The organism is Pseudomonas sp. DWP2-2, from assembly GCF_049897065.1.
Classification (GTDB): domain Bacteria; phylum Pseudomonadota; class Gammaproteobacteria; order Pseudomonadales; family Pseudomonadaceae; genus Aquipseudomonas; species Aquipseudomonas paracarnis.
This window is the reverse complement of the sequence record NZ_JAFCVN010000013.1, coordinates 1-12967: the sequence shown is the minus strand read 5'-3', so window position 1 is coordinate 12967 and position 12967 is coordinate 1. Positions and strand designations below refer to the sequence as shown.

Below are 12967 nucleotides of genomic sequence, written 5' to 3'. Positions count from 1 at the left end.
CTGCGATAGCGGTGGTCCAGCCAGCAATTATGTGGCTGATAGACCGCTATCGCAGGCAAGCCAGCTCCCACCTATCAAAGCATTCCACTTCCGGTGTTTCGGTGAGGCCTGGATACAGGCAAGATAAAGGCCTGCAAGTCAGAACACAGGATGCTTACCGTGACCGAAGCTTTTGTTGTCGTTAAAACCGCCGAAGACGCCGTGGACCGGCTGGCGGCGCTGCATGAGCGTGCGACTGGCGCGCTCAACCAAGCGCTCAAGCAATACCTCAAGGACCGCGTCGAACCCGACGCCGCTCAACGCGCACTGTTTCGCTACCCGGAACTGCGCCTGACCTACCACTGCCACGGCGAAGTCCCACAGACCACCCGTGCGTATGCCAAGGTGCAGTTGCCCGGTACCTATAGCGTCACCGTGACCCACCCGGCCGCGTTCCGTAAGTACCTGCTGGAGCAACTGGTGCCGCTGATGCACGACTTCACCGTGACGGTGGAAGTGGGCGTCAGCCAGCAGAACATCCCGTACCCCTATGTGGTGGAGCAGGGTGATGAACTGGCCGGCTCCGGCGTCACCGCCGCGACCCTGGCTCGTGTATTCCCCAGTACCGACCTGTCCGCCGCCACCGACGGCATTGCCGATGGCCTGTACGACTGGGAAAACACCGACCCACTGCCCCTGGCCCTGTTCGATGCCGCCCGCGTGGACTTTTCCCTGCGTCGTCTGGTGCATTACACCGGCAGCGACTGGCGCCATGTGCAGCCGTGGATCTTGCTGACCAACTACCACCGCTACGTGGACCAGTTCATCCTGCATGGCCTGGAGCAACTGCGCAGCGACCCGCGGTTTATCCGTATGGTGCTGCCCGGCAACGTGGTGATCGACAAGAGCATGGACCACGGCGAAGCCTCGGCCATTGCCGCCGGCGTGGTCTGGCACCGCTACCAGATGCCGGCGTATCACCTGCAGGCCACTGACGGCCACGGCGTGACCTTGGTGAACATCGGCGTAGGCCCGTCCAACGCCAAGAACATCACCGACCACCTGGCCGTACTACGCCCGCATTGCTGGCTGATGATCGGCCACTGCGGCGGCCTGCGCCAATCCCAGACCATCGGCGACTACGTACTGGCCCACGCCTATATGCGCCGCGACGGGATTCTCGACCGCGTGGTACCGCCGAACATCCCTATTCCGGCCCTGGCCGAAGTGCAGCTGGCGCTTCAGCAGGCGGCTGCCAAGGTCACTGGCGAAAAAGGCGAAGAGCTGAAAAAACGCCTGCGCACCGGTACCGTGCTGACCTATGACGACCGGAACTGGGAACTGCGCTGGGCCCAGGAGCGGCCGTTGATCAACCTGTCCCGTGCCGTGGCCGTGGACATGGAAAGCGGCACCATCGCCGCCCAGGGTTACCGTTTGCGCGTGCCTTACGGCACCTTGTTGTGCGTATCGGACAAACCCTTGCACAGCGAGATCAAGCTGCCGGGTTCGGCCAACGCGTTCTATGAGCGTGCGGTCAGCCAGCACTTGAAGATCGGCATCGAGGCGGTCGACCTGTTGCGCACCGAACTCAACTCGTTGCACTCGCGCAAACTGCGCAGCTTCGACGAACCGCCGTTCCGCTAAGCGGTTGGGATGGTCATTTGGCGGTCAGGCCACTAGCATTGTCGGTCCTGACCGTTAGATGTTCCTTTGCCATGTCCCGTCCTACCCGTCCCGATTCGCGCCGCCCTGGCGTGAAACCTTCGCAGCCTGTTCGACGTGTCGCCAAGGCGCCACCGGCCGAGCCGAAGCTGATCCTGTTCAACAAGCCGTTCGATGTGCTGACCCAGTTCAGCGACGAAGGCGGGCGCGCGACGCTCAAGGATTTTATCGATATTCCCGGTATTTACCCGGCGGGGCGCCTGGACCGTGACAGCGAAGGCTTGCTGCTGTTGACCAACGATGGCCAGCTTCAGGCGCGCATCGCCGATCCCAAGCACAAATTGGCGAAAACCTACTGGGTGCAAGTGGAAGGTGAGCCGACTGAAGAACAGCTGCAACGTCTGCGCGATGGTGTCGAGCTGAACGATGGCATGACCTTGCCTGCCGAGGCTCGGCAACTGGATGAACCGGCGTTATGGCCGCGCAACCCGCCGGTACGCTTTCGCAAAAGCGTGCCGACGCATTGGCTGGAGTTGGTGATTCGTGAAGGACGCAACCGTCAGGTACGGCGCATGACCGCAGCAGTGGGCCTGCCGACGCTGCGCCTGGTGCGCGTGCGCATTGGCGACTGGTCTATCGACGGCCTGGATCAAGGCCAATGGAAGGCGGTGCCGGCGCGCTTATAAGGCGCCGGATTCAATCAGGCCGATCACCACGCTCTTGATGATGAACGCTGCCACACCAAGGCCCAACACGAAAAACAGGATGAACGAACCAAAGCGCCCGGCCTTGGATTTCTTCGCCAGGTCCCAGACGATGAAGCCCATGAAAATGATGAGGATAGTGACCAGGCCGGTCATCATCCATTCTTCAAACAGGGCGGGGTCGATGTTGTTCATGGGGCTCTTCCGACAAGACAAGCGAGCAGTATACGGCAGCGTCACAGACGCAACATTGACCTGAGTCCTGCACGGTCAAACTGTGGGGGGCCTGATGCCATTGTAGGAGCGAGCTTGCTCGCGAAAAACTCACAGACGCCGCGTTCATTCAGGAGGCACGGGTTATCGTTAACGTTTTTCGCGAGCAAGCTCGCTCCTACAGTTGAGCATCGTTGTTCTCAGGTGCGCAGGTGGGTCAGGGGCAGTTCGGTGCTGTTCAATACCTGGTTGAGCACAAAGCTGGACCGCACGCTGGTCACCCCTTCGATTCGGGTCAGATGCCCCAGAAGCAATTTCTGATAGTGATCCATGTCCGGCACTACCACCTTCAACTGGTAGTCCGCATCCATCCCGGTCACCAAACTGCACTCCAGCACTTGCGGCAGGGTGCGGATGGCGGCTTCGAAATTCTCGAAGCGTTCCGGCGTGTGACGGTCCATGCCGATCAGTACGTAGGCCGTAAGGCTCAGGCCCAGCATCTTGCGGTCGAGCAGGGCGACCTGGCGGGCGATGTAGCCGTCGTCCTCCAATTGCTTGACCCGGCGCGAGCAGGGCGAAGGCGACAGGCCGATGCGTTCGGCCAGCTCCTGGTTGGAGATCCTCGCGTCGCGCTGCAATTCCGCCAGAATACTCAGGTCGTATCGGTCAAGCTTGCTCATTGGGTTGGCCTTTGTCGTAACTATTGCGGTGAATTATCTATGAAGGGTTAAAAATTGCGCAAGCACTGTTTATTGACGCAATCTTCGCAATCCTCTGCCCGCCTGGCACGCCTATGATTACCAACAGAATCACCGCCTGGACAACAGTCCACAGCAGCGCGCCCAATCAGGCCCGTTGCGGCCGCCGCCCCAGCAGGGTTGAGCCGGCCTCCAGGCTGCACACTGTCCACAAGACGGCGTGAGGTGAGCCAACGTCAAAAGCGTTGAGCACGGACGAAATTCTCAAGGGGTGGCCGACGGGTCACCCCTTTTTCTTTGTGCGCGTTTTGCCTTCAGAAAATAGTTCTCGTGACTGATAACCTGTCTCAGAACCGGGCGAGGCTTTTCCAGTCTCATGATCAAGCCCCAATCCGCAGTGAGGAAAAGCATGAAGCGCATCTGGCGTATGGCAGGTGTTGGTTTGCTGGTGGTCAGCGTCGGCTCCCAGGCGATAGCCGAGGAACGCGATAACTCACCGGGCCAGGGGCAACGGCCTGAGCACAATCAGCCACGCCCACAAAACCCGCAGGGTGATCGTGGCGGCGAGCACGAGGGTGGCCAATGGCAAGGTCGGCCTCAAGGTCATGAGCCGGGGCGACCAGCACCGCAACCGCAACCCTCCAATAACCTGCCGATCCAGGGCCGGCCCGATACCGTGCGCCAGACCCAGGAGCCGCGCCAGGGTTATTACCGTGATATTCCCAGACGCCCCGATGACAACCGGCATTGGGAGGCCGGCGGCCCCGGTTCGCGTCCGAGTAACGATCGCCCCGGTGATAACCGCTGGCCAGGCCGCCCCGACGGGCATGGCAATGGCTGGGGCCCAGGCCCGCAGCATCGCCCTGGATATGTCATCGACCGTTTCCCCGATCGCAATTACCGCGTGCCTTACCGTGGCCAGGACTACTTTTTCTCCGGCGGCTACTGGTATCGCCCCCAAGGCCCGCGCTACGTAGTGGTGACGCCGCCCTATGGCATTCGCGTGCATTACCTGCCGGACTACGCACGTGAAGTGTGGGTAGGCGGCTCGCTGTTGTTCCTCGCCGCAGGCGCCTATTACGCCTACGAGCAAAGCACCCAGCAATACGTGGTGGTACAACCACCGACGCAGGTGCCATCACCTCCGCCGACGCCTCAAGGCAACGGCTATGACGTGGTGGCTTACCCGGCCAACGGCCAATCGCCAGCCCAGGTACAGCAGGACGGCTACGACTGTTATCGCTGGGCGGTGCAACAAAGTGGCTTCGACCCGCGCACCGTTACCTATGCCCCGGACCCTGCGGTGGTACAAACTTACCGCCAGGCCCAGGGCAACTGCCTGGGCAGTCGTGGATATCAGGTGCAGTACTAGGTTTTGTTGCCGGTGACCACTTCCCGCGGGTCGGCATGCACCAGCACTTCGGCCTTCGGATATTCCCGGTGGATGGCATCGGCGGCCTGGTCGCTGATGCCGTGGGCCACCGACAGCGTTAACTCGCCCGGCAACTCCAGGTGCAACTGCACAAACCAGTGGTTGCCGGAAACCCGCGTACGCAAGTCGTGGGCACCCAGCACGCCGGGTACGCCCCGGGCCAGTTCCAGCATGTGCTGGCTGACGTCTGGCGGTAACTCTTCATCCATCAGCACCGCAAAGCTTTCCCGGGCGATCTGGATCGCGCTCCACAGAATGTAAGCGGCGATTCCCAGGCCAAACCAGGCGTCGACCTGATGAAAGCCAAAACCTGCCAACACCAGCGCAATCAGGATGCTGCCATTGAGCAGCAAGTCCGAGCGGTAATGCAGCGAGTCGGCGCGCACCGCATTGGAGCCGGTCTCGCGCACCACGCGGTGTTGCAGCACCAGCAGGGCCACGGTCAGCGCCAGGGACAAGATAATCACGCCGATACTCAACCACGGTGCGCCAACCGGCTCTGGGTGCTTGAGCCGTTCATAGGCCTGGAGCGCAATCAGCACCGCACTGCCGGCGATAAACAAGGCCTGCGCCATCCCCGCCAGCGACTCCGCCTTGCCATGCCCATAACGGTGATCGTCATCGGCCGGGCGCAGGGCGTAATGCACTGCCAGCAAATTCAACAGCGAAGTGACGCCGTCGAGCAGTGAGTCGGTCAGCCCGGCGAGCATGCTCACCGAGCCGCTGAGCCACCAGGCGATGGCCTTGGTCACAATCAACACACAGGCCACGCCCACCGAGGCGCGGGTGGCCAGGCGCAAGAGCCTTGCGTGTTCGGGGCTGCTGGTCATGAGCTGTCCTTACGCGGCAGGCTGCAGGCCCAGGGCCGCCAGTTGCTGCACGCTGCCCTTGAACTGGATCAGGCGCGGGTCATCCAGCGGCAAGGTGCGGCCGGTTTCCTTCTGGATGATGCTTTGCAGCTTGGCGTTATCGACCGTGCCGTCGGCGCCGATGGCTTCGTGCAGTTTCTCGGGGGCGACCTGGGCGGTCTTGCCCGGTTCGAAGTAAATGGCGCCCGTGGCGAAGTCGACACCGAAGGCGATCAGGCCGGGGATCACATAAAACAGCAGGCCGAGGGCATCGAGTACCGCGATGGTTGGGTCGATCTTGCCGTCGATCTGGCCACGGCGGTCGGGGTAGAAAATCGACCCACAGGCGGTGAGTTGGCTCAGCAGGGTGACGGCGAGGACACCGCCGATGACACGGGAAGCGATACGCATGAAAAAGTCTCCTGAACAGATTTAAGGGTGACTATAAGCCAGATCGGCCAGGCGCCGATGAATCCATGTGGGAGCTGGCTTGCCTGCGATAGCGTCGGCTCGGGGAATACAGTGGCAACTGTCATACCGCTATCGCAGGCAAGCCAGCTCCCACCTTTGACTGCATTCCCAGTCCCAAGAGTGGCTGTTTTTGAGACCCGCATCGGCATCCGGCAGTTCGCCGTTATACTCGCCGCTCTGCTTTGGAGCCAGTATGAATTCGTTGCCGATCGATGATGTTTTACCCGCCTTGCGTGACGCCTTGGCTCATCGCCATGAAGCCGTGCTGGAAGCGCCCCCCGGAGCCGGTAAAACCACCCGCGTGCCCTTGGCTTTGTTGCATGAGCCCTGGCTTGCCGGGCAAACCATCCTGATGCTCGAACCCCGGCGCCTGGCTGCCCGTGCTGCTGCCGAGCGGCTGGCCAGTGAACTGGGTGAAAAGGTCGGTGAGACCGTGGGCTACCGCATTCGCCTGGACAGCAAAGTCGGCCCCAACACGCGCATCGAGGTTGTCACCGAAGGTATCCTCACCCGCCGCCTGCAGGACGATCCGGCGCTGGACGGCGTGGGCTTGTTGATCTTCGACGAATTCCACGAGCGCAGCCTCGACGCCGACCTGGCGCTGGCCTTGAGCCTCAACGGACGCGAGCTGTTTCGCGACGAGCAGCCGCTGAAAATCCTGCTGATGTCCGCCACCCTTGAAGGCGAACGCCTGGCCGGCTTGCTGGATGACGCGCCGATCCTGCGCAGTGACGGGCGCATGTTCCCGGTGCAGATGCGCTGGGGGCGCCCTTACCAGGCCGGCGAGTTTATCGAGCCGCGCGTGGTGCAAACCGTCCTCGAAGCCCTGCATGACGAGGCCGGCAGCGTGCTGGTGTTTTTGCCGGGGCAGGCGGAGATTCGCCGGGTCAACCAGCAACTGGCCGAGGCCCTGGGTGATCGCCCTGACGTGCTGTTATGCCCTCTACATGGCGAGCTGGACCTCAATGCACAGCGCGCCGCCATCGACCCGGCGCCGGCCGGCAAGCGCAAAGTGGTGTTGGCTACCAACATCGCCGAGACCAGCCTGACCATCAACGGCGTACGCGTGGTGATCGACGCCGGGTTGGCTCGGGTGCCGCGTTTCGACCCCGGCAGCGGCATGACCCGCCTCGACACCCAGCGCATCTCCCGCGCCAGCGCCACCCAGCGCGCCGGTCGGGCAGGTCGGTTGGAGCCGGGGGTGTGTTACCGATTGTGGTCCGAAGACCAGCACGACGGTCTGGCCGCTTATGGCAGCGCGGAAATCCTCGCCGCCGACCTGGCGGGGCTGGCCTTGCAACTGGCCCGTTGGGGCGTGACGCCCAGCCAGTTGGTGTGGCTGGATGCGCCACCCACAGCAGCGTATGCCCAGGCCCAGGACCTGTTGCAACGCCTCGGTGCATTGACCGACGAAAACCTCACCGCCCATGGCCAGAAGATGGCCGAGTTGCCCGCCCACCCGCGTATTGCCCACCTGTTATTGCGTGGCCAAGACCTGGGGCTCGCCGCCACCGCCTGTGACGTGGCGGCGCTGTTGGGCGAGCGCGATATCCTGCGCGGCGGCGGTGCCGATTTGCACAGCCGCCTGGCGCTGATGTCTGGCGAGGAGCGTGCGCGAGGTACCCAGGGTGGCGTGCAGCGCGCCAAGCAACTGGCCCGGCAATACCGTGGCTACCTGCGCGGCAAGGCGACCCAGCCGGTGGACAACCCCGACCACCCGCGCTGGCTCGGCGCCTTGCTGGCACTGGCCTACCCGGACCGCGTCGCCCAGCAACGTCGCCCCGGTGGCGCTGAATACCGCCTGGCCAATGGCCGCGCAGCGCTGTTTGCCGAAGCCGACAGCCTGATGAAACAACCCTGGCTGGTGATCGCCGACCTGGGCAGCCGCCAGGGCCAGCGCGAAGAACGCATCTACCTGGCGGCGGATTTTGATCCGGCACTGTTCGACACGGTGCTGACCGAGCAAGTGCGCAACGTCGACCAACTCGACTGGGACGAGCGCGAAGGCGTCTTGCGTGCCGAGCGCCAACGCAAAGTCGGTGAACTGGTGCTCAGCCGCGAACCCCTGACCGGCCTCGACGAATCCGCCCGCAGCCAGGCGCTGGTCAACCTGGTGCGCCGCAAAGGCCTGGAACTGCTGCCCTGGACCCCGGAACTGCGTCAGTGGCAAGCCCGTGTGATGCTGCTGCGCCAACTGGATGCCGGCAACACCAGCGAGTGGCCCGACCTCAGCGACAAGGCCCTGCTCGCCAGCCTCGAACACTGGCTGATGCCTTACCTGGGCAAGGTCTCGCGCCTCAGCCATTTCGCCAACCTGGATATCTCCAGCTACCTGCACAACCTGCTGCCCTGGCCCTTGCCCCAACGCCTGGAAGAGCTGGCGCCGCAGCATGTGAAAGTGCCGTCGGGGTCATCGGTACGCCTGGACTACAGCGAGCAGCCGCCGATCCTGGCGGTGCGCTTGCAGGAATTGTTCGGGCTGGCAGACACCCCGCGCATTGCCGGCGGGCGCCTGGCCGTGAAGTTGCACTTGCTGTCCCCGGCGCGCCGGCCGGTGCAGGTCACGCAGGACCTGGCGAACTTCTGGCGCAGTACCTATGCCGAGGTGAAGAAGGATCTCAAGGGGCGATACCCCAAGCATTATTGGCCGGATGACCCGTTGGTGGCCGAAGCGACGGCCCGAATCAAGCCGCGTAGGTAGGCACTATGCAGTTCAAATGTGGGAGCTGGCTTGCCTGCGATCGCATCGCTGCGGTGTCACTGAAAGACCGCATCGGCGGCATCGCAGGCAAGCCAGCTCCCACAAAAGATTAAGGATGTGGGTTATTGCGCGGCAGGCAGCAGGAAGCGGGCGATAACCGGTAGATGGTTGGAAATGCGCAATGTGTCCTCCTGCCTCACCTTCGCCTCCACCCGCTTGATGCGCGGGCTGTAGAACAGATAATCCAAGGTGCGATCCGGCCCGTCCAGGCTCGGGTCATTGGGGAAGTGCGTCAGCCATTTCTCACGATCAATCCCGCTGGACTCGCTGTTACGCGGGATCATCGGGTACTTGTCCCACAGCAGGTGCAACTCGCTGTCCGGCGCATACTGCCCACGCTTAGCCGCGTCCAGGCGCAGGTATTGGCCCAGTGGCAGCAGGTTGAAATCCCCGCCGATCAACCAGGGCGTGCCCCGGCCTTCGAACTTGTCCAGCAGCTTGGCCGCGGCTTGCACTTGTTGTTGCGCTGCCGAGCGGCCAGGTGCGCCGCCGTCCAGGCGTGTATTGAGCACCGCCAGTTGGCCGCCATCGCTCAAGGGCAGGTAAGTCAGTAGCAACGCAGGTTTAGGTTGGAACTGCCGGCTGACGAAGTTGGCATCGGCGGTTGGCAGTTGCAGGCGTTCGGCATGTTCGATCTGGTAGCGGCTGAGCGTAGCGAGCTTGCGCCCGACGCTGCCGAAGATATGCAGGCTGGGCACAAAGTCGGCTTTCCAGTCGAAGGCCTGGGCGCTGCACGGGTAGAGGTCGACCAGACGCTCCTGCAACAGCGCAAGCTGGTCCTGATAATGGGAAGGCTTGGCGCCTTCGTCGACTTCCTGCAACAGCAGGATGTCGGGCTGTTCGTCGCGAATCACCCGCGCCACTTCGTCGAGGCTAAAGGCCATGTCTTCGACGGTGGGGCGATCGTCCGGGCCGCTGCCGTCCGGGGTGTCGTACCAGAACACGTAGTTCTTGCCGGCCAGGTATTGCACATTCCAGGTCATGACCTTGAGCGCCTGCCCCGGCAGCAGTGTCGGGGCGCGGGGTGCCACGCAGCTGACGGGCAGGGTCTCTTTGTCGGCAGGGCGCCAGGTCAGGCTGTAGATCAGCGCGGCCAGCAGGCCGGCGATGATCAACAGGCTCAACAGGGTTATGCGCAATAAACGGGTCATCGGCTCGGCTTATATGCGTGTCAGAAGAGCCACGGAGCATATCACCGCACGTCGGCGTCGCCACCGATCAGCATGAATAAACGGAACAGCACCACGCTGGTGAACAGTTGCAGGAAGCTGTGGGCGCTGTCCATCAGCAACCCCAGCAACGGCGCGGGCTCAGGGTACGCCGCCACGCTGGCGCCCTTGAGCAGCCACAACGGCGTCATCACACACAGCAGGCACACCAGGATGCGCCAGAAATGCCCGCGGGTCAGGCGAAAGCTTTCCTTCATCGCCTCCAGGGCGGGCATGCCGCGCAGCACCAGCAGGTATTCGGCAAACGCCAGCACCACCATCAGCCACAAGCCCGGCAGGAAATACAGCGACAGCCCCAACAGAATCAGCAAGGTGCTCATGGCTGTCAGCAGGGCAAAACGCGGCCACAGGCTCAAGGCCATGGCCCACACGTCCTTGGTGCGCGGCGACTCGCCCCGGGTGCGGGCGTCGAGAAACAGGATCAGGGCGCCGGTGTACAGCGGGTACACCAACAAACCTACGACCACGCTGTAGCCGGGAAACGCATCCGGGCCCAGCGTGTGGTCCAGCACCTGTTGCAGCAAGGCTTCGAGGATCACCAATGGCAGGCACAGCTGGACGATGGCGCCCAGGTTGCGCTGGGTAAAGCGGAAGGAGTCGCGCAAAACGTCTAACGGATTCATCAGGGTCATCACAGGCCTGGAAGCAGAGGGCCACACTTTAACCGATCAGGGTCCAAGGGGCGCAAACGTAAACCTTGAGTAAAGACCATTGAAACAACTCGTAACATCCCCATAACTGGAAAGCCCCCATCCTGATCACAGGCGGGACCGGAATTTTTTATCGGCAATCTAACGAGGTCGCCATGAACAGCGAAGAGCAAACCCTGATCGATGGACTGTTTTCACGGTTGCAGCAAGCCGAAACGGACTCAGCCCCCCGCGACGCCCAGGCCGAAGCGCGGATCAAGGAGCATATGGCTCGCCAACCTGCCGTCGGCTACTACATGACCCAGTCGATTCTGGTACAGGAACATGCGCTGCAGAGTCTTGACGCGCAGAACAAGCAACAGGCCCAGCAGATTCAGCAATTGCAGGACGAGCTGCAACGGGCCAAAGCCACGCAACCTGCGCCGGCCAGCGGTGGTGGGTTCCTGTCGAGCATCTTTGGCGGCGGCTCCCGTGAGCCACAGCCTGCGCCGAGCAACTCAGGTGGCGGATGGCGTGAACCGGCGCGGCCATCGTTCAACCAGCCAGCGCCCCAGCAGAACTATCAACCGGCGCAAGCACCGGCAGCCGCGCCAGCCGGCAGTGGCTTCCTCGGTGGTGCCATGAAGACCGCCGCCGGCGTGGCCGGTGGGGTGTTGCTGGCCGAAGGGATCAGCAGCCTGTTCCATCACAACCAGCAACCGCAGGTGGTGGAAGAGATCATCGAACAACCGGCACCGGCCAGTGATTCAGGTAACTGGGGCAACGATGACCAGAAGTTTGCCGGCAATGACAGCTGGGGCAGCAATAACGCCGATAGCTTCGCCGACAGCGATTATTCCGACGATTCCTCTTCCTTTGGCGACGACGATTCCTTCGTCTGACACATCAGGCCCGGGGCGCTGCGGCGCTCCGGTCTGATTTTTTCCCGGAAACGCTCCCTTGGCTGGCATACTGGCGCCCTTTCCGGGCGCTGGCGCCTGGCTGTCCATGAGGAAGTGCGGTGAAAAAAATTGCAGTGTTCGCCGATGTGCAAAACCTCTACTACACCGTGCGCCAGGCCTATGGTTGCCACTTCAACTACGCCGCCCTGTGGGCTGACATCAGCGCGCGCGGGCAGATTGTCGAGGCGTACGCCTATGCCATCGACCGCGGCGACAGCAAGCAGCAGCAGTTCCAGCAGATCCTGCGCAACCTGGGCTTCACGGTAAAACTCAAGCCGTATATCCAGCGCAGCGACGGCTCCGCCAAGGGCGACTGGGACGTGGGCATCACGCTGGACATCATGGACGCCGCCGACCATGTCGACGAAGTCGTATTGGCCTCTGGTGACGGTGATTTCGACATGTTGCTCGAACGCATCATCCACAAGCATGGCGTGCGGGCCGTGGCCTACGGCGTGCCGGGGCTGACGGCCAACTCATTGATACGCGCCGCCAGCCACTACGTGCCGATCGAAGGCGCGTTGTTGCTCAAATAGATCGTAGAACGGAGTTGGAACAGGTTTGGAACGTATAGCGGTCATCGACTTTGAAACCACTGGCATCACCCCCAGCAGCCACTGCCGGGCCACGGAGATTGGCGTGGTCATCCTCGAGCGTGGGCAGATCGTGGACCGCTACCAGAGCCTGATGAACGCCGGTGTGCGCGTACCGGCGTTTATCGAACAGCTCACCGGCATCAGCAACGCCATGCTGCGCAGCGCGCCACCGGCTGAACGGGTGATGAACGAAGTCAATGAGTTCGTCGGCACCACGCCCTTGATGGCGCACAACGCGGCGTTCGACCAGAAGTTCTGGGACTTTGAGCTGGGCCTGATCCGCCGCACCCGCCTGCAGAAATTCGCCTGCTCCTTGCTGCTGGCCCGCCGCCTGATGCCGGCGGCGCCGAACCACAAGCTCGGCACCCTCAACATCTACGCCAAACTGCCCCACACCGGCAAGGCTCACCGGGCCCTGGCGGATGCGGAAATGGCCGCCAACCTCACGGCGCACCTGGCCCAGGAATTGCGCCAGACTCATGGCTTGCGCGAGCTGTCCCATGACTTGCTATGCACCTTGCAGAAAGTGCCTGCCGCGAAGATCAATGAACACCTGAAGAAACATCGCGGGTTTTAAGGCCTGGCGCTGATCGTCCCCACGCTCCGCGTGGGCATGCATCTGGTGACGTTCAGCGTCACGATTTTAAGAGCGGACGCAGAGCGTCCAGGGCGGCATTCCCACGCAGAGCGTGGGAACGATCAGCAAACAGCGCGGGTTCTGATCCGGCTACTGCCTCAAGAACACTGGAGTTCCCATGTGGGCGCTGGCTTGCCTGCGATAGC

General features: G+C 62.6%; 13 protein-coding genes. 7 read left to right on the top strand and 6 right to left on the bottom strand.

The window, feature by feature from the left end; translation table 11 throughout:
* Positions 1-150 precede the first annotated feature (150 nt).
* Together amn and ACP7CZ_RS22560 are read left to right on the top strand one after the other, a co-directional pair.
* A complete protein-coding gene (gene amn / locus ACP7CZ_RS22565; protein WP_294167818.1) occupies positions 151-1623 on the top strand; it encodes an AMP nucleosidase in 1473 nt (490 codons plus the stop codon).
* Positions 1624-1694: 71 nt separating this feature from the next.
* The gene (locus ACP7CZ_RS22560) at positions 1695-2327 is read left to right on the top strand and encodes a pseudouridine synthase (protein WP_005791693.1); all 633 of its coding nucleotides are present in this window, start codon (positions 1695-1697) and stop codon (positions 2325-2327) included.
* On the opposite strand, the gene ACP7CZ_RS22555 is transcribed toward ACP7CZ_RS22560, so the two are convergent.
* Positions 2322-2531, bottom strand: coding sequence for a DUF2788 domain-containing protein (locus tag ACP7CZ_RS22555; protein WP_025999909.1), 210 nt, complete (start codon positions 2529-2531; stop codon positions 2322-2324). The genes ACP7CZ_RS22560 and ACP7CZ_RS22555 overlap by 6 nt on opposite strands.
* A 227-nt stretch (positions 2532-2758) precedes the next feature.
* Positions 2759-3238: an Lrp/AsnC family transcriptional regulator gene (locus ACP7CZ_RS22550; RefSeq protein WP_003194418.1), complete on the bottom strand. Its 480-nt coding sequence runs from the start codon at positions 3236-3238 to the stop codon at positions 2759-2761.
* A gap of 427 nt (positions 3239-3665) precedes the next feature.
* On the opposite strand from ACP7CZ_RS22550, the gene ACP7CZ_RS22545 reads away from it, so the two are divergent.
* A complete protein-coding gene (locus ACP7CZ_RS22545) occupies positions 3666-4628 on the top strand; it encodes a DUF6515 family protein (RefSeq protein WP_294167855.1) in 963 nt (320 codons plus the stop codon).
* On the opposite strand, the gene ACP7CZ_RS22540 is transcribed toward ACP7CZ_RS22545, so the two are convergent.
* Together ACP7CZ_RS22540 and ACP7CZ_RS22535 are read right to left on the bottom strand one after the other, a co-directional pair.
* The gene (locus tag ACP7CZ_RS22540) at positions 4625-5518 is read right to left on the bottom strand and encodes a cation diffusion facilitator family transporter (protein WP_054896180.1); all 894 of its coding nucleotides are present in this window, start codon (positions 5516-5518) and stop codon (positions 4625-4627) included. The genes ACP7CZ_RS22545 and ACP7CZ_RS22540 overlap by 4 nt on opposite strands.
* 9 nt (positions 5519-5527) lie before the next feature.
* Positions 5528-5947 carry a hypothetical protein gene (locus ACP7CZ_RS22535; RefSeq protein WP_003194410.1) on the bottom strand — a complete coding sequence of 140 codons (420 nt, stop codon included), beginning with the start codon at positions 5945-5947 and terminating at the stop codon, positions 5528-5530.
* Positions 5948-6200: 253 nt separating this feature from the next.
* Here ACP7CZ_RS22535 and hrpB point away from each other — a divergent pair, with 253 nt between their 5' ends.
* Positions 6201-8708 (top strand): ATP-dependent helicase HrpB, encoded by a 2508-nt coding sequence (hrpB, locus tag ACP7CZ_RS22530; RefSeq protein WP_294167862.1) that lies wholly within the window; start codon positions 6201-6203, stop codon positions 8706-8708.
* 122 nt (positions 8709-8830) lie between these two features.
* On the opposite strand, the gene ACP7CZ_RS22525 is transcribed toward hrpB, so the two are convergent.
* A complete protein-coding gene (locus tag ACP7CZ_RS22525) occupies positions 8831-9919 on the bottom strand; it encodes an endonuclease/exonuclease/phosphatase family protein (protein WP_089042501.1) in 1089 nt (362 codons plus the stop codon).
* A gap of 41 nt (positions 9920-9960) precedes the next feature.
* Positions 9961-10620: a YciC family protein gene (locus tag ACP7CZ_RS22520; RefSeq protein WP_032873246.1), complete on the bottom strand. Its 660-nt coding sequence runs from the start codon at positions 10618-10620 to the stop codon at positions 9961-9963.
* Positions 10621-10802: 182 nt separating this feature from the next.
* On the opposite strand from ACP7CZ_RS22520, the gene ACP7CZ_RS22515 reads away from it, so the two are divergent.
* The 3 genes from ACP7CZ_RS22515 (at position 10803) to ACP7CZ_RS22505 (ending at position 12761) form a co-directional block, all read left to right on the top strand.
* Complete coding sequence (locus ACP7CZ_RS22515) at positions 10803-11528, top strand: DUF2076 domain-containing protein (protein ID WP_198862905.1); 726 nt, start codon at positions 10803-10805, stop codon at positions 11526-11528.
* 119 nt (positions 11529-11647) lie between these two features.
* Entirely contained in the window at positions 11648-12124 is a 477-nt protein-coding gene (locus ACP7CZ_RS22510; protein WP_003194396.1) for an NYN domain-containing protein, read from the top strand.
* Between the two features lie 25 nt (positions 12125-12149).
* Positions 12150-12761 carry a 3'-5' exonuclease gene (locus tag ACP7CZ_RS22505; RefSeq protein WP_294167873.1) on the top strand — a complete coding sequence of 204 codons (612 nt, stop codon included), beginning with the start codon at positions 12150-12152 and terminating at the stop codon, positions 12759-12761.
* The last annotated feature ends 206 nt before the right edge of the window (positions 12762-12967 follow it).

Coding starts and splice junctions, on each gene's coding strand:
- amn (WP_294167818.1), top strand. CDS start 151: ATGCTTACCGTGACCGAAGCTTTTGTTGTCGTTAAAACCGCCGAAGAC.
- ACP7CZ_RS22560 (WP_005791693.1), top strand. CDS start 1,695: ATGTCCCGTCCTACCCGTCCCGATTCGCGCCGCCCTGGCGTGAAACCT.
- ACP7CZ_RS22550 (WP_003194418.1), bottom strand. CDS start 3,238: ATGAGCAAGCTTGACCGATACGACCTGAGTATTCTGGCGGAATTGCAG.
- ACP7CZ_RS22545 (WP_294167855.1), top strand. CDS start 3,666: ATGAAGCGCATCTGGCGTATGGCAGGTGTTGGTTTGCTGGTGGTCAGC.
- ACP7CZ_RS22540 (WP_054896180.1), bottom strand. CDS start 5,518: ATGACCAGCAGCCCCGAACACGCAAGGCTCTTGCGCCTGGCCACCCGC.
- ACP7CZ_RS22535 (WP_003194410.1), bottom strand. CDS start 5,947: ATGCGTATCGCTTCCCGTGTCATCGGCGGTGTCCTCGCCGTCACCCTG.
- hrpB (WP_294167862.1), top strand. CDS start 6,201: ATGAATTCGTTGCCGATCGATGATGTTTTACCCGCCTTGCGTGACGCC.
- ACP7CZ_RS22525 (WP_089042501.1), bottom strand. CDS start 9,919: ATGACCCGTTTATTGCGCATAACCCTGTTGAGCCTGTTGATCATCGCC.
- ACP7CZ_RS22520 (WP_032873246.1), bottom strand. CDS start 10,620: ATGAATCCGTTAGACGTTTTGCGCGACTCCTTCCGCTTTACCCAGCGC.
- ACP7CZ_RS22515 (WP_198862905.1), top strand. CDS start 10,803: ATGAACAGCGAAGAGCAAACCCTGATCGATGGACTGTTTTCACGGTTG.